The 14,544-nt window shown below is 69.9% G+C and carries 16 protein-coding genes and 1 pseudogene; 8 read left to right on the top strand and 9 right to left on the bottom strand.

The window, feature by feature from the left end; genetic code table 11:
* Window positions 1–16: 16 nt before the first annotated feature.
* Together HQ325_RS08835 and surE are read left to right on the top strand one after the other, a co-directional pair.
* Window positions 17–958, top strand: coding sequence for a 1-phosphofructokinase family hexose kinase (locus HQ325_RS08835; RefSeq protein WP_222628117.1), 942 nt, complete (start codon window positions 17–19; stop codon window positions 956–958).
* Window positions 959–987: 29 nt separating this feature from the next.
* Window positions 988–1,794, top strand: coding sequence for a 5'/3'-nucleotidase SurE (gene surE / locus HQ325_RS08830; protein WP_222628115.1), 807 nt, complete (start codon window positions 988–990; stop codon window positions 1,792–1,794).
* Between the two features lie 10 nt (window positions 1,795–1,804).
* Here the strand turns inward: surE and HQ325_RS08825 are convergent, their stop codons facing one another.
* The 3 genes from HQ325_RS08825 to HQ325_RS08815 all read right to left on the bottom strand — a co-directional run bounded on the left by HQ325_RS08825 (window position 1,805) and on the right by HQ325_RS08815 (window position 4,102).
* On the bottom strand, window positions 1,805–3,109 hold the full coding sequence (locus HQ325_RS08825) for a DUF6297 family protein (protein ID WP_222628113.1): 1,305 nt from the start codon (window positions 3,107–3,109) through the stop codon (window positions 1,805–1,807).
* A complete protein-coding gene (locus HQ325_RS08820; protein ID WP_222628111.1) occupies window positions 3,100–3,723 on the bottom strand; it encodes an ABC transporter ATP-binding protein in 624 nt (207 codons plus the stop codon). Before HQ325_RS08820 ends, HQ325_RS08825 begins: the two co-directional genes overlap by 10 nt.
* A 64-nt stretch (window positions 3,724–3,787) precedes the next feature.
* A complete protein-coding gene (locus HQ325_RS08815) occupies window positions 3,788–4,102 on the bottom strand; it encodes a DUF6412 domain-containing protein (RefSeq protein ID WP_261777762.1) in 315 nt (104 codons plus the stop codon).
* A gap of 111 nt (window positions 4,103–4,213) precedes the next feature.
* On the opposite strand from HQ325_RS08815, the gene HQ325_RS08810 reads away from it, so the two are divergent.
* The 4 genes from HQ325_RS08810 to sigJ all read left to right on the top strand — a co-directional run bounded on the left by HQ325_RS08810 (window position 4,214) and on the right by sigJ (window position 10,083).
* Window positions 4,214–6,328 (top strand): MMPL family transporter, encoded by a 2,115-nt coding sequence (locus HQ325_RS08810; RefSeq protein ID WP_222628109.1) that lies wholly within the window; start codon window positions 4,214–4,216, stop codon window positions 6,326–6,328.
* Between the two features lie 36 nt (window positions 6,329–6,364).
* Window positions 6,365–8,371, top strand: a complete 2,007-nt coding sequence (locus HQ325_RS08805; RefSeq protein WP_222628107.1) for an SDR family oxidoreductase — start codon at window positions 6,365–6,367, stop codon at window positions 8,369–8,371.
* Between the two features lie 78 nt (window positions 8,372–8,449).
* On the top strand, window positions 8,450–9,205 hold the full coding sequence (locus tag HQ325_RS08800; RefSeq protein WP_222628105.1) for an SDR family oxidoreductase: 756 nt from the start codon (window positions 8,450–8,452) through the stop codon (window positions 9,203–9,205).
* Window positions 9,202–10,083 (top strand): RNA polymerase sigma factor SigJ, encoded by an 882-nt coding sequence (gene sigJ / locus HQ325_RS08795; protein ID WP_222628104.1) that lies wholly within the window; start codon window positions 9,202–9,204, stop codon window positions 10,081–10,083. The genes HQ325_RS08800 and sigJ overlap by 4 nt, the downstream gene beginning before the upstream one ends.
* Window positions 10,084–10,091: 8 nt before the next feature.
* Here the strand turns inward: sigJ and HQ325_RS08790 are convergent, their stop codons facing one another.
* From HQ325_RS08790 to HQ325_RS08780, 3 genes are read right to left on the bottom strand one after another with little or no spacing between them, the layout of a single operon-like run.
* Window positions 10,092–10,532 carry a 6,7-dimethyl-8-ribityllumazine synthase gene (locus HQ325_RS08790; RefSeq protein ID WP_222628103.1) on the bottom strand — a complete coding sequence of 147 codons (441 nt, stop codon included), beginning with the start codon at window positions 10,530–10,532 and terminating at the stop codon, window positions 10,092–10,094.
* Window positions 10,529–10,819, bottom strand: a complete 291-nt coding sequence (locus HQ325_RS08785) for an antibiotic biosynthesis monooxygenase family protein (RefSeq protein ID WP_222628102.1) — start codon at window positions 10,817–10,819, stop codon at window positions 10,529–10,531. Before HQ325_RS08785 ends, HQ325_RS08790 begins: the two co-directional genes overlap by 4 nt.
* Before the next feature lie 54 nt (window positions 10,820–10,873).
* A complete protein-coding gene (locus HQ325_RS08780) occupies window positions 10,874–11,251 on the bottom strand; it encodes a VOC family protein (protein ID WP_222628101.1) in 378 nt (125 codons plus the stop codon).
* A 72-nt stretch (window positions 11,252–11,323) separates the two neighbouring features.
* Between HQ325_RS08780 and HQ325_RS22775 the strand changes: the two are divergent.
* Both HQ325_RS22775 and HQ325_RS08775 read left to right on the top strand, forming a co-directional pair.
* Window positions 11,324–11,632 (top strand): annotated as a pseudogene (locus HQ325_RS22775) (DUF6597 domain-containing transcriptional factor); the annotation flags it as partial.
* Window positions 11,633–11,777: 145 nt separating this feature from the next.
* Window positions 11,778–12,146 carry a helix-turn-helix domain-containing protein gene (locus tag HQ325_RS08775; protein WP_222628100.1) on the top strand — a complete coding sequence of 123 codons (369 nt, stop codon included), beginning with the start codon at window positions 11,778–11,780 and terminating at the stop codon, window positions 12,144–12,146.
* A gap of 1 nt (window position 12,147) precedes the next feature.
* Here HQ325_RS08775 and HQ325_RS08770 read toward each other — a convergent pair whose 3' ends face one another.
* The 3 genes from HQ325_RS08770 to HQ325_RS08760 form a co-directional block, all read right to left on the bottom strand.
* Window positions 12,148–13,104, bottom strand: a complete 957-nt coding sequence (locus HQ325_RS08770; RefSeq protein ID WP_222628098.1) for a sensor histidine kinase — start codon at window positions 13,102–13,104, stop codon at window positions 12,148–12,150.
* 42 nt (window positions 13,105–13,146) lie between these two features.
* The gene (locus tag HQ325_RS08765) at window positions 13,147–13,695 is read right to left on the bottom strand and encodes a hypothetical protein (protein ID WP_222628096.1); all 549 of its coding nucleotides are present in this window, start codon (window positions 13,693–13,695) and stop codon (window positions 13,147–13,149) included.
* Window positions 13,696–13,756: 61 nt separating this feature from the next.
* Window positions 13,757–14,536, bottom strand: coding sequence for an alpha/beta fold hydrolase (locus tag HQ325_RS08760; protein ID WP_222628094.1), 780 nt, complete (start codon window positions 14,534–14,536; stop codon window positions 13,757–13,759).
* Window positions 14,537–14,544 lie beyond the last annotated feature (8 nt).

The following is a 14,544-nucleotide window of genomic DNA, read 5'->3' as shown; positions in this document are numbered from 1 at the left end:
CGGGCACATCACGGCGATGTCGACTGCCGAACACGCGCCCACCGCCACCGTCTTCGCGCCGTCCCCGCTGCTCACCATCACCCTGGACGCAGCGCCGAACGGCGACACCGAACTTCACGTGCACGCCGGCGGCCAGGGCCACTGGATCGCCCGCATGGCCACCAACCTCGGCATGGACGTGACGCTGACCGGTGCATTCGGCGGCGAGAGCGGGGGCGTGCTGCGCGATCTGATCCACCGCGAGGGCATCACCGTGCGTGCCGTGGACATCGGCCACGAGTCCGGGTCCTATATCCACGACCGGCGCGACGGCGACCGCACCGAGGTGGCGACGATCGATCCCCCGCACCTGGCCAGGCACGCGCTCGACGATCTCTACGGGATCACCCTCGAATCCGGAGCCTCGTCCGACATCGTGCTGCTGGGGGGCCCGCACACCGAGTCGGTGGTGCCCGCAGACTTCTATCGACGGCTCACGACAGATCTGCGATCGCTGTCGAAGCCCGTCGTCGCAGATTTGTCCGGACCGACCGCGACGGCGGCTCTGCAGGGCGGTCTCACCGTGCTCAAGATGAGCCACGAGGACCTCATCGAGGACGGGCGCGCGGAGTCGGAGGACCCGGACGCTCTCATCGAGGCGATGCGCTCCCTGCACGACGAGGGTGCCGACATCGTAGTTCTCTCCCGCGCGGCGGACCCGGCGCTCGCCCTCGTCGACGGCACGGTGCTCGAGGTGGTCACTCCCGACCTGGAGCAGACGGACCACCATGGTGCGGGCGACTCCATGAGCGCCGGCATCGCCACCGGACTCGCCCGCGGCATGTCCATCGAGGAGGCACTCGCCCTCGGCGGCGCCGCCGGCACCGCCAACGTGACCCGCCGCGGACTGGGTACAGGACAGCTGGGGCTCGTCGAGACCATCATGTCCACGGTCGAGGTACGCCCCTTCTCGTCCTGACCGGCTGCACCCACTCGCAGGAGGCACACGTGCGCGTGCTCATCACGAACGACGACGGAATCGACAGCCACGGGATCGCCGTGCTCACTCGAGTCGCCCTCGAGGCCGGTCACGACGTCGTGGTGGCGGCGCCGCACGAGGAGCGCAGCGGTGCGAGTGCGTCGCTGTCTGCGCTGCAGAACCGCGACCAGCTCGTACTCTCCCGCGCATCGGTCGCCGATCTCGATGTCGACGCGTTCGCCGTGCAGGCCTCGCCCGCCATGATCGCGTTCGTCGCGACTCGCGGAGCCTTCGGTCCACGGCCGGACATCCTGCTGTCCGGCATCAATCACGGTCCGAACACCGGCTCCGCCGTCCTGCACTCCGGCACCGTGGGGGCGGCCCTCACCGCGTCCACCCACGGGGTTCCGGCGATGGCCCTGTCCCTCGCCGGCCTCGACACGGCGTCGCTCGCCGCGCCTGGCGACATCCACGATCAGGTCGACCGTGAGGTCGCCGCGGGCGCTTCGAGCTGGGACACCGCCCACCTCGTGGCCCAGCGCGCACTCGACTGGTTCGTCGACCACGGTGCGGCGGACTGGGTCCTCAACGTCAACATCCCCCCGGTCGCACCGTCGGAACTCCGCGGCATCCGCCCGGCCGACCTCGCAGCCTTCGGCGCCGTCCAGGCGGAGATCGGCGACACCGACGACGAGTTCGTCACCGTCCGCTTCGACGCCATCCACGCGCGGGACGACGACGACAGCGACGCCGGCCTCGTCGCCCGCGGATGGGCGACCACCACCGCACTGCGACCCCCGTCGAGGGTCGACGTCGACCTGGCCGGGTTGGAGTGATCGCGTCCCGTCACAGCAGGAGCAGCACGGCACCGACGAGGAGCAGGCCCGGGCCGCGCAGGACCTGACGGATCACGTCGACCGGCACCGTGCCGAACATGGTCACCACGGCGAGGCCGTCGTAGACGCGGGGCGGCGCGGTGCGGGACCGGACCACGGCGATCAGGATCGTCGACCCGACCACGATGCCCGCCCACCACGACACCGCTGCCGCCACCGTGACGGCGACGGTGAGGGCCACGATCGACGGCACCACGAGGAACGCACCGGCCACCGTGCGGTCCGGCAGGGCGAGGGAGAATCGTAATGCCCCGTCCGCCATCATGTCTCGAAATCCGATGCTGGCCGCCGACGTCGCCACGTAGCCCACGAGAAGGCCCACGACGCCCGCCCAGTAGGGCATCGACACCACGGAAGCGGCGAGCACGAGACCGAGTCCGGTCACCAGGACCGCCGGCAGCATCGTGTTCCGGCGATGCCGCATCAGGTCGGACCGCACCAGGGCGCGGAACGGGCCGACCGATCTTTCGGCACGACCCCGCGGGCGCACCGCCCCTCGGCGTCGGTAGGCCCTGGTCTCCAGCGCGGACACGAGGAACCCGATGTCGAGGAAGGACAGTCCCGCCGACCCGGCCGCCAGCAGATCGGCCCCCGACGTCAGGGACGTCCGACGAATCCGCCCGAGGCGGGAGACGGCCGCCCACCATCCGATGACGGCCGCGACGGCGAGCACAGTCGCGCACGCGACAGCTGGAAGAGGCGGTAGGAGCGTCGCGACGCCCGCCGACACGACTGTTCCGAGCTCGATCATCGGCAGCGCGAACGACCACCTGCGGGACTGCTGACCCAGCATCGCCAGAGCGACCACCAGCGCACCAGCCGCTGCCCCGACGACGGCCGACGGCCACCAGGACGTCGCACCCGCGATCAGTGTCAGCAGGCGAGCGACCAGCACTCCGAGTACGACGAGCGCACCGGTCCAGGCCAGCCCTCTGCCGCGCAGCAGCGTGCGCCGATCGAGCGGCGCCGACACGAGCCAGTGCGTCGTGGCCGCATCGGTACCGATCGGTCCGACGACGCGTAGAACATGGAGCGCGGCCGCCGCGAGGAGAATTCCGACACCCGTCGATGCCGACGCCGACAGCACCGGGTCCAGCGTGAATCCCGTCCCGCGGCCGGACAGCACCCACAGCGCGAGGGCCACCGTCGACGCGGCGCCGCCACCCCAGATCGACACCTGCTCGACCGCACTCTCGGTGCCGCGTCGGCGTCGGCGGAGCTCTCGGTGCAGATCGGCGGCGGACGTCATCGCCATGCGTCCGCGTCCACGACGACGTCGGCCACGGCGTCGACGATCGCCCTGTCGTGCGAGACGAGCAGCACCGCCACTCCGGCCGCCTTCTCGGCCGCCAGTGTGCGGGCGAGCCACGCGCGCCCGTCCGAGTCGAGATGCTGCTCGGGTTCGTCGAGGACGAGGACACGACGAGGTCGCACGAAGGCGGAGGCCAGGACCAGCCGCCGGCGCTGACCGCTGGACAGCGTGACCGGGAGCTGATCGGCAGCGGCGGACAGGGCGAGACCGTCGAGAATCGCCGCCACGGCGGCCTCCGCGTCGTCGACCGCGTGGGCCGTGGCGATCAGTGTCAGATGTTCGCGCACCGACAGGTGAGGAAACATGGCCCCGTCGTCGAGGACGGCCGCGATCGCCGCACGGGTGGCGGGATCGGTCTCGTCGAGGTCGGTGCCGTCGAGGAGCACGCGCCCCTCGTCGACGTCGTCTGCGCCGACGGCGCAGCGGAGAAGCGTCGATTTCCCGGAGCCGTTGGCTCCGACCACGGCACAGGCCGAGCCGGGACGAGCGGTGAGGTCGACGTGCCGGAAGACGGTGAACTCTCCGTGGGCACGGGTGATGCCGGACAGGTGCAACATGAGGTCTCTCTCCCACGATCCGAGATGTGAACGGTGTCGTCGGTGCGGAGACGCACGGCGCCGATCAGCTCGGCTGCGCCTCCGCGAGAGCTCCGGGTGCTCGGGGCATGGGACGACCCGGCGTCGCGGGATGGGTCTGACGGCGGAACGATCCGCGCAGTCGGCGTTCGTCGGCAGGGGGACCGCTGCCCGTGGCGGGCCGCATCACCGCCAGGTCGGGCCGGAGAACGGCGGCAGCGAGCAGCACTGCGGAGACGGCCAGCGTCACGGCGACGGCCACCTCGACGGGTTGCGGGATCACGACGACCAGGACGAGTCCCAGGGCCAGCATCATGAGCGCGACCGTCAGCCGGCCGAGAATCACGCTCCCTGATCGCATGACCGAACTGTACCGCCCGGTCTGCCGCCCGCTCTCAGAGCTTCCCCATGACAGTTCACTACAGTCGCACTGAACCGTCGATCCTCGACCGGAACCGAGATGGAGACTTCTGTGACGCGCTGGGCTTCGTTCGTGGTGTCTCGACCGAGGTGGGTCCTCACCGCCGCGGTCGTCATCGTTCTCGCCGGGGCGAGCTGGGGCCTCGGCGTCTTCGGCAGCCTCAGCCAGGGCGGTTACGAGGATCCCGGCAGCGAAGCCGTGCAGGTCGCGCAGCAGATCCAGGGCCTGGGCACCGCCGCTCCGGACATCATCGTCATCTACTCGGCGCCGGAGGGTCGTACCCTCGACGACATCGGTGCGGACGTGACTCCGGTGCTCGACGCGTTCCGCAGCGAGGTCGGACCGGACGACGTGACGTCCTACTGGACTGCCGGCCCGGTGCAGCAGCCGTTCCTCGAATCCACCGACGGCACCAAGGGCCTGGCCACGGTCACCCTCGGGTCGGCGTCGGGCGTGACGGTCTCGTCCTTCTCCGAACTGCTGCCGAAGCTCGAGGTTCCCGGTGTCGAGACGCAGTTCGCCGGGGCATCCGTCGCGGGCGTCTCCTTCAACACGCAGCTGCAGAGCGATCTGGTGCGCGCGGAGATGATCGCCATACCCATCACGCTGGTCCTGCTCGTCGTCATCTTCGGCGGTGTCGTGGCCGCCGCGGTGCCCGTGATCGTCGGTGTCCTCTCGGTGGCGGGCGCCCTCACCGTGTTGCGCGTCTTCACCGAGTTCACCGAGATCAGCTCCTTCGCCGTCAACGTCGCCAGCCTGCTGGGCCTCGGCCTCGCCATCGACTACGGACTGTTCATCGTCAGCCGGTTCCGGGAGGAGCTGCGCACCGGCGCGTCGGCGGACGAGGCTGCTCGTCGCACCATGCTCACGGCCGGACGCACCATCGTCTTCTCCGGGCTGCTGCTGATCTGCGCGTTCGCCGGCATGCTCGTGTTCCCGCAGGCCATCATCCGCTCGCTCGGCTACGGCGCCATGGCCGCCGTGGGCTGCGCCGCACTGCTCTCGCTGACGGCGGTGCCCGCGGTGCTGACCCTGCTCGGTCACCGCATCAACGCCATCACCTGGTCGCGCACCGCGTCCGACCGCGGCGACGCCCGCGCCCAGAAGTTCTGGGGATCCGTCGTCACGAAGGTGATGAGGCGACCGATCGCCGTCGCCACCCTCATCATCGCCGGGCTGCTGATCGTCGCGAGTCCGTTGGTCCAGGCCACACTCGGCGAGGTGTCCTACACGGCTCTGCCGGCAGACGATCCTGCCCGGATCGCCTTCGAGACCTTGTCGACGGACTTCCGCAGCACCGGCGACAGCGCGACGATCGTGCTGGACGGTGACACCGCGCGTCCCGACGGTCCCGCGATCAATGCCGTCACGACGGCGGCCCGCGGGATCGACGGCATCGAGAACGTGCAGTTCGGTACCGCCAGCGGCGACTTCGTCGTGATCGACGCGAGCTTCTCGTCGGGAGTCTCGCAGGAGGCGCAACAGGACGTCGTGGAGCAACTGCGCGCGATCCCCGCTCCCGACGGCACCGAACTCCGGGTCGGCGGTGCTGCCGCACTGGTGCTGGACGGAAACGACGCGATCGTGACGTGGCTGCCCGTGATGCTGACGATCATGGTGGTGTCGACGCTGATACTGCTGTTCCTGGCGTTCGGCTCCGTGGTGCTCCCCGTGAAGGCCGTCGCGATGGCGGGACTGAGCATGGCGGCGACGTTCGGCGCACTGACGTTCATCTTCCAGGAGGGACACGGCGCCGGACTGCTCGGCGTCACACCGGCGCCGCTCGAGGCGACGTTCGTGGTCCTCATCCTCGCCGTCGTGTTCGGGCTCTCGACGGACTACGAGGTGTTCCTCATGTCCCGCATGGTGGAGGCGCGCACCGCCGGCGCCACCACCGAGGAGGCCGTGCTCATCGGCGCCCAACGCACGGGCCGCATCGTGACCGCGGCCGCGCTGATCCTCATCATCGTCACCGGGGCGTTCTCGCTGTCGGGTCTGTCGATCATGCGGTTCCTCGGAGTCGGCATGATTCTGGCGCTCATCATCGATGCCACGATCATCCGCATGCTGCTGGTCCCGTCGCTGGTCAAGCTCATGGGCGAAGCAAACTGGTGGGCCCCGGCCTGGATGCGGAGAGTCCACGCGAAGGTGGGTATCGGTCACTGACACCGCCCGTTCTTACTGCGCGGTAAGGTGCCCGCCATGAGCGACTACGTGGTCACCGGCGGCACGGGATTCCTGGGCCGGGCGGTCGTGCGGAGAATCCTGGAGCGGGACGCGGGCGCGACGGTGCACGTGCTCGTGCGCCCCGGGTCGGTCGACCGTCTGCGAGCCTTCGCGGACGGGGCCGCGGGCGGCGAGCGGATCAGCCCGCTGGTCGGAGACCTCGAGGAACCCGGTCTCGGTATCGACGCGTCGGCCCTGTCCGACGTCGGCCACGTGGTGCATCTCGGCGCTGTCTACGACCTCACGGCCGGCGACGAACAGCAGGCGACCAACGTGCAGGGCACCGCGGCCGTGGCAGCGCTCGCCGTCCTGCTCGGGGCGACGATGCACCACGTGTCGTCCATCGCGGTGGCCGGAGACCATCGAGGGGTGTTCACCGAGAACGACTTCGACCTCGGTCAGAATTTTCCGACGCCCTACCACCGCACCAAGTTCGAGGCGGAGAAGGTGGTCCGCGAGACCCCGGGCCTCACCTGGCGGGTCTACCGACCGGCAGCGGTGGTCGGCGACTCGACCACCGGCGAGATCGACAAGATCGACGGCCCGTACTACCTCTTCCGGCTCATCTCTCTGCTCGCCGAATTGCCCGCGGCCCTGCCGATGACGGTGCCCGCACTCGGCGCGACCAACATCGTCCCGGTCGACCACGTCGCCGACGCGCTGGTCGCGCTCCTGCACGCCCCGGATCTCGACGGCCGCGTGTTCCACCTGGTCAACCCGCGTCCGCAACCGATGCGCGAGGTCTACTCCGCTCTCGCCGACGCGGCCGGCGCGCCCCGCGCCGTGGGGAGCATTCCCGGCTCCGTCGTCACGCCGCTGCTCCGCTCGACCAATCGTCATGTCGTCGCCGCCCGCGACGCGGTGTTCGAGAACTACGACATCCCGCCCGTCATGGCCGAGCACCTCACGCTGCCCACCCGATTCGACTCGACCCTCACCCGTGCCGCACTGAACGAGGCGATGGGCGAGAACGCGGCCCGCGTACCGGAGTTCCGCACGTACGCACCCGCACTGTGGTCGTACTGGCGTGCGCATCTCGACCCATACCGGGCGCGACGCGACGATCCGGCCGGGCCGCTGGTGAACCGACACGTCGTCATCACCGGCGGTTCCTCGGGCATCGGTAAGGCCTCCGCTCTCGCTGCGGCCCGCAAAGGCGCGCGCGTCATCATCATCGCCCGCGACGAGGCCAAGCTGACGGCCGTCGTGGAGGAGATCCGGGCGACCGGCGCCGATGCGCACGGCTACGTCTGCGACATCACCGACGACGCGTCCGTCGCCGAGACCGTGGCCGCGGTCCTGCGCGACCACGACCACGTCGACATGCTCGTCAACAATGCGGGCCGATCGATCCGGCGCTCACTCACCCTGTCGACCGACCGTCTGCACGACTTCGAGCGGACCATGGCCGTCAACTACTTCGGTGCACTCCGCCTGATCCTCGCGCTGCTCCCCCACATGCGTGAGCGGAAGTACGGCCACATCGTCAACATCAGCAGCGCCTCGGTGCAGAGCCATCCGCCGCGCTTCGCCGCGTACGTGGCGAGCAAATCGGCCCTCGACGCCTTCACCTCGGTCGCGGCGTCGGAGACATTGGCGGACGGTGTCTCGTTCACCACCGTGCACATGCCCCTCGTGGACACCCCGATGATCGCCCCGACCGGCAACAAGAACGTCAACAAGGTCGAGACGCCGGAGAAGGCCGCCGCGATGGTGATGCGGGCACTGATCGAGAAGCCCAAGCGCATCGACGTTCCCACCGGAACCGCCGCGGAATGGGGCAACCTGCTGATGCCCCGCTCGAAGGACCGCGTGCTGGCGTCGTACTACAAGGCGTATCCGGACAGCGCCGCCGCCAAGGGAATCACCGACACCAGCTCGTGGTCGTCCGGTCCCCGCGCACCGAAGAAGAACCGACGCGAGTTCCGGATGCCCCGGGTCGTGCGGCGGGCCGGACGATGGGTTCCCGGCGCGCACTGGTGATGTCACAGATGCTCGCTCTCTCTCGTCCTACTCTCGAACGGGTTCCACCGAGGACCCGCACGAGGGAAGGATGACGCCATGCGAATCGCAGTGGCAGGCGGAACGGGCGCAGCGGGGCGGCACGTGGTGGAGCAGGTGCGGGCCCGAGGACACACTCCCGTGGTGCTCGCGAGATCGGCCGGTATCGATCTCACGCGGCCGACCCCGGAGCTCGACCGCGCACTGACGGACGTCGACGCGGTGATCGACGCCTCGAACGTCACGACGATGTCGGCGCGCGCGTCCGAGAAGTTCTTCGGCGCTGTCACATCGACGTTGCTGGCCGCCGGGGAGCGCGCGGGAATCCGGCACCACGTGGCGTTGTCCATCGTGGGGTGCGATCGTGTCGACTACGGCTACTACGCCGGTAAACGTCTGCAGGAGAAACTCGTACGCGAGTCGACGGTTCCGTGGACGATTCTGCGTGCGACGCAGTTCCACGAGTTCACCGGCCAGGCTCTCGCGATGACTCCGGGTCCGGTCGCGATGGTCCCGACGATGCGGAGTCAGCCGGTCAGCACCGCGGAGGTCGCCGTCCACATCGTCGACCTGGCAGTGGGGACACCGCTCACCTCCGTCGTGGAGTACGCCGGGCCGCGCCCGGAGTATCAACCCGATCTGGCTCGCAGGCTGCTGCGCGCGCGTGGATCGAAGCGTCTCGTCCTCCCCCTGCGGCTGCCGGGCGCCGGGGGTCGCGGCATGGCGAACGGTGGGCTCCTTCCCGGTCCGGACGCCGCGCACGGGGAAGAGACGTTCGATCAGTGGCTCGCGCGTGTGGGTGCCTCGACCCGGTGAGTGTCACCGACGACTTCGTCCGCGTCCGCCCACGGCTGGTCCGCATCGCCTACGCCGTCCTCGGTTCGCACGCCGACGCCGAGGACGTCGTGTCCGACTGCTGGCCGAAACTGGTCGCAGCCGATGCGACGTCACCCGTTCTCGACGTCGAGGCGTGGGCCGTGGTCGCTGTCTCGCGCGCAGCACTGGACGTGCTGCGGTCGGCCCGCGTGCGACGAGAGACGTACGTGGGACCGTGGTTGCCCGAGCCGTTGGTCGGACCGGCCGACTCGCCGCCCGACCGGGTGACGCTCGACGAGAGCGTGCGCTTCGCGCTCATGGTGGTGCTCGAGACGCTGTCCCCGGCCGAACGCACGACATGGGTGTTGCACGACGTGTTCGACGTCCCGTTCGACGAGATCGCGCGCATCGTGGGTCGCACACCGACTGCCGTGCGGCAGCTCGCGTCTCGCGCACGGCGGCACGTGACGGAGGGGTCTCCGCGTTTCGCCGTGTCACCCGAACTGCATGCCGGCGCGGTGCGTGACTTCACCCGTGCCGCCGGTACGGGAGTGCTCGCCGATCTGCTGACGACGCTGGATCCCGACGTCGTTCTGGTCAGCGACGGCGGCGGAGTCGTCTCGGCCGCACGGCGTCCCGTGACGGGCGCGGACCACGTCGCGCGGTTTCTCCTCGGCATCGCGGCGAAGGTGGGCGACGGTCTGCGGGTGCGTCCGTGCCGTGTGAACGGCAGAACGGGACTCGCGCTCGTGGCGGGCGACGAGTTGCTCGGCGTCGTGTCGTTCGAGGTGTCGTCGACGGGCCTGGTGTCGCGGATCGACATGATCCGGTCACCGGACAAGCTCGCGCTCGTCGACCCCTCGGTCTGGCAGTACTGACCCCGCCGCTAGCGGCCGATCGAGTCGAGGGACGCGAGTGTGCGCACCACCGCGCTCGCCGCCTCGACACCCTTCTTCTCGAGGTGCTCCGCGAAGAAGCTCGTGTGGTCGGCATGCTCGTGGAAGTGGTGCGGGGTCAGCACCACCGAGAACACGGGCACATCGGTGTCGAGTTGCACCCGCATGAGTCCGTCGATGACGGCCGTCTCGACGAACTCGTGCCGGTAGATTCCGCCGTCCACCACCAGCGCCGCCGCGACGACGGCCGAGTACCGGCCCGTGAGCGCGAGTCGCTTGGCGTGCAACGGAATCTCGAACGCGCCGGGCACCTCGAAGGTGTCCACTTCACGCCCGAACTCCCGCACGAAACCCTGGCGCACCCGGTCCACCAGTTCGCGATGCCAAGTGGCCTGGACGAAGGCCACCGAGAGAGTCGCGTCCGTCGTCATCGAACGGGCGCCAGCACGGTGAGCACCGGTGCCGCGGTGACGATCGAGCCGAGTTCGCTGCGGCCCTCCGGAGTCGCACGGAACGCGCGGTAGGCGGCGTCGGCCTCGACGCTGTCCCAGCTCTCGACGATCACGACGTGCGCCGGATCCTTCACGTCCGCCGTCACCTCCACACCGAGGCATCCCTCGAACGCACGGGTGGCGACGAGAGTCTCGTCGATGATGCGGTGCGACTCGTCGAGGCGGGCGGGATCGAGACGCAGTTCGAGCAGAGCGGTGATGGCCACGGGACGTCCGTTCGGTCGGGGATCGCTGTCGATGCCAGTTCACCACGCGTGTGGTCAGCCCCAGTTGGCGGCATCCGTCAGGCAGAACGGATGGCCGGCCGGATCGAGGAGAACGCGCCACGTCTCGCCCGGCTGCGGCTCGGCGAGCGTCGCCCCCAGCTCGATCGCACGGGCCTCGGCCACCGGGATGTCCTGGACCGCGATGTCGAAGTGGAACTGTTTGCTCCCGTCGGGGTTCGGCCAGGCGGGTGGCCGACAGCCGTCCACGCGGCCGAAGCCCAGCGCCGGGCCTCCGTTCGAGGGAGCGAGCATGGCGTAGTTCTCGCCGTCGCCCATCGTCTGTGTCAGACCGAGGAACGCCGCCCAGAACTCGGCCACCGGAGGAACCTCGGCACAGTCCAGGGTCGTCATCGCCAGTCGCGTCGTCGTCATGACCTCAGCCTCCCTCACGATCGGCACCGTGACTTGAACAAACGCGCCACCCCGAGCGGTACGGTTCGCTCCGTGACGGAGGATCCGTTGACCCGAGCAGGCCGACGCGCGCAGTCGGCGATTCTGCACCCCGCGCGTGCGGAGGGTCGGATCACCGTCGGCCGCTCCCGCCCTCCCGACGGCCTCGCGACCCACGTCGACTACTTCTGGTGGGTGGAGTGGCACTGCCCCGAACCGCACGTGCAGGAGGTCGTCCCGCGCCCGGTGATCCATCTGACGGCGGAATCGCGGGACGGCGCTCCGCGGCTGCTGGTGCACGGCGTGATGCGACATCGCTTCCAGCGCACCCTCGTCGGCGACGGGCGCACAGTAGCCGCAGCGTTCCGTCCCGCAGGTTTCCGCCCCGTTCTCGGCCGGCCCGTGAGCTCGATGACCGATCGGATCGGGACCGTCGCGGACGTGCTGGGCACCGACGATCGCCGACTCGCCGGTCTCCTCCTCGACCCGGACGCGGACGTCACCACGTGTGGATCGACTGTCCTCGTGGCTGATCGAGCGGACCGCGACGGCCGACCCCGTGGCCGCCGACATCGCGGACCTCGTGGAGCTGGCCGAGACGGACACGGCGATCATCCGGGCGCAGCAGCTCGCGGATCGTGCGGGAGTGAGCCTGCGGACGCTGCAAAGACAGTTCGCCGACCATGTCGGCGTCGGGCCCAAGTGGGTGGTGCAGCGGTGCCGACTCCTGGACGTGGCGGGCGCCGCGCACACCGACGGCACGGTGGACTGGGCGGCGCTCGCCGCCGACCTCGGATACGCGGATCAGAGTCATCTCGTCCGGGCCTTCACCGCCCTGGTGGGTAGTCCCCCCGCGCGCTACCGGGCGGACACCTGACTCATCCGTCCCGCGTGTGCGCCTCCCGCGCCTCGTCGACCAGCCGGTGGATACGGCGTGCCACCTCGTCCAGCTGATCGACGATGTCACGCCGAAGCTGGTCCACCGCGTCCTGATCCAACGGCACCGCGGGTGCACGGTCGGGGTCACCGATCTCGATGAGCAGCTCGATGTTGGTGCGTAGTGCGGTGAGCGGCGCCAGCAGCTCGGTGCCCGCGTCGACGATGAGGTGGTTCTGTGCGAGCCGAGAGCGTTGCAGAGCCGCCAACATGTCGTTGAACCGATCGGCGAGGTGCGCCAGCTCGTCGTCACCCACCACGGCCACCGGACTGAGGTCGCCGGTCTCGGTGATCCGCCGTGTGGCGCGGGTGAGCCGGCCGACCGGGCGCAGGCCCGTCCGCGCCACCAGGTACCCCGACAGCCCGGCCAGCACCACCAGTGCGCCGCCCACCGTGACGAAGATGAGGAGCAGCCCGCTCATCACCCCGTCGAGCGACCGGTAGGACTCTCCGACCAGGACCGTCGACCCGCTCGGCGCCTTCTCGATGGCCACCGCGTAGCCGTTCAGGTCGGTGACGACGCGATCGGACTCCCCCGCGACCACAGAGGCGACCACCGGTTCCAGCTCGCCGTCGGCCGAGGCGAACGGAGTGAAACTTCCGGATGCGGAATACACGTCACCGTCCGCACTGACGATGCCCACCTGCAGATAGCGTCCCGCGCGGGGTCCGGCAGCGAAGCCGAAGACCGCCGGAGAGAGCCCCGAGGAATCGCTGGCGATCAACTTGTCGGCGTCCCGGCCCACCCGGTCGGAGAGCTGCGCACGCAGCGCGTCCTCGGTGACCATGTAGATCACGAAGGAGCAGATCGCGACGGCCAGCGCCGCCACGCTCACCGTGAGAAGTCGGATGCGACTCCGCAACGACAGCGTCGCCGCGCGGGGCCGGGTGACGGTCATGACACGACGGTAACCGGCCGCCCGCTCGGCGGCTGCGCTCGTCTACCGGCCGCGTGCGAGCCGATCACGCACGGCTCGGCCCCAGATCGGGAAGAAGCCGGCCGTCATATAGGCCAACGGTCCCAGCGTCCCACCCCACTTGACGATGCTGAGCGCACTCGACACGGTCGCGGTCGCGTCGGTGATGCGGCGGGTGTCGCGGTGGAGGTAGAGGTTGACGACGTTCTCGGTGATGTCCGCCGTGGCGGCGACGGCCGGCGCGGCGACGAGCACCGCGCGCAGTGACCGCGACATCGGGACCAGTTCGGCGAGCCGCTCGGCGCCCAGCCTCAGCGCCGCCGCGTACAGCACGGGGTGATGGAAATTGGCGTGGTACCCGTTGGTCAACTCCCGCGCGGCGCGCGGACTCAAGCCGTCGACGACCGACCGGTAGCGCGCACCCGACGGGCACACCTGCAGTTGCGCGTAGGCAGCGCCGCCCTGGCCGGTGACCCTGATGAGGCTGAGCTCGGACACGGCGTACATCAGTGCGCGGCCGGCGAGTTCGGCGTCGCGCCGGGTAGGGGTGAACTGCTGGGTGGGTGCCGTCATGCGCCGACCGTAGCGACTGTCGTCGCGAGGGACGGTGAGGACGCCGGCGGTTCTGGACGCCTCACAGGGCGCGGGGAGTTTCCTGGTGCTCGGCGAGGAACGGGCCGACCGCGGCGTCGAACTCGGCGAACCGGTCCCGATGCACACTGTGCCCGCTGTCCACAGCGACGACCCGGCTGCGCGGTACCAGCGCCGTCATCGCCTCGAGGCGTGCGCGGTCGACCATGCCGGTGGGACCACCGACCACCAGCAACACGTCACTCTCCATGTGCGCCAGCGCATCCCACCACAGTGGATCAGGGGCGCGGAACTGGGTGAGCGCGGAGGAGGTCATCGACCGATCGAAGGCCAGCACTGCGCGGGGGTGTCGGATCACGCTGGTCGTAGCGTGCAGCAGTTCGCGCGCGGACGGGAACTTCGTCGTGATCGACGGGGTCTCGTCACCGGGACGGATGGGGAGTGGAGCCTCCTCGACCACGAGCTTGCGCACCGTCGTCGGACGGCGTTGGGCGACGAGCGTCGCGGCGTGGCCTCCCAGGGAGTGGCCGACGAGGTCGACACGAGTCAGCGAGAGATGATCGAGAAGCGCCTCGAGATCGTTGCCGAACTCGCCGAACAGGTAGCTCTGCGCCCGGCCGCTGCGGCCGTGCCCGCGGAGGTCGGGAACGACGACACGGCGACCCCGCCGAACCATCGTGCGCGCGAACGTGTCCCAGGTGTGGCCGTCGCCGCCCATGCCGTGTACCAGTACGACGGGCGACCCCAGCGCATCGGTACCGCCGGAATCCCGATAGTGCAGGCGCACGCCCTCGGCGTCCACCACACCGTCCGTCATGATCATCGAGCCAT

Source organism: Rhodococcus sp. BP-349 (genome assembly GCF_019835845.1).
In the GTDB taxonomy this organism is placed as follows: domain Bacteria; phylum Actinomycetota; class Actinomycetes; order Mycobacteriales; family Mycobacteriaceae; genus Rhodococcoides.
The sequence above is the reverse complement of the archived record's forward strand: the minus strand, read 5'-3'. Positions and strand labels throughout refer to the sequence as shown.

Excerpts from the sequence above, each read along its gene's own strand:
- HQ325_RS08835 (WP_222628117.1), top strand. The coding sequence starts at position 17 with ATGTCGACTGCCGAACACGCGCCCACCGCCACCGTCTTCGCGCCGTCC.
- HQ325_RS08825 (WP_222628113.1), bottom strand. The coding sequence starts at position 3,109 with ATGGCGATGACGTCCGCCGCCGATCTGCACCGAGAGCTCCGCCGACGC.
- HQ325_RS08820 (WP_222628111.1), bottom strand. The coding sequence starts at position 3,723 with ATGTTGCACCTGTCCGGCATCACCCGTGCCCACGGAGAGTTCACCGTC.
- HQ325_RS08815 (WP_261777762.1), bottom strand. The coding sequence starts at position 4,102 with ATGCGATCAGGGAGCGTGATTCTCGGCCGGCTGACGGTCGCGCTCATG.
- HQ325_RS08805 (WP_222628107.1), top strand. The coding sequence starts at position 6,365 with ATGAGCGACTACGTGGTCACCGGCGGCACGGGATTCCTGGGCCGGGCG.
- HQ325_RS08800 (WP_222628105.1), top strand. The coding sequence starts at position 8,450 with ATGCGAATCGCAGTGGCAGGCGGAACGGGCGCAGCGGGGCGGCACGTG.
- HQ325_RS08790 (WP_222628103.1), bottom strand. The coding sequence starts at position 10,532 with ATGACGACGGACGCGACTCTCTCGGTGGCCTTCGTCCAGGCCACTTGG.
- HQ325_RS08780 (WP_222628101.1), bottom strand. The coding sequence starts at position 11,251 with ATGACGACGACGCGACTGGCGATGACGACCCTGGACTGTGCCGAGGTT.
- HQ325_RS08770 (WP_222628098.1), bottom strand. The coding sequence starts at position 13,104 with ATGACCGTCACCCGGCCCCGCGCGGCGACGCTGTCGTTGCGGAGTCGC.
- HQ325_RS08765 (WP_222628096.1), bottom strand. The coding sequence starts at position 13,695 with ATGACGGCACCCACCCAGCAGTTCACCCCTACCCGGCGCGACGCCGAA.
- HQ325_RS08760 (WP_222628094.1), bottom strand. The coding sequence starts at position 14,536 with ATGATCATGACGGACGGTGTGGTGGACGCCGAGGGCGTGCGCCTGCAC.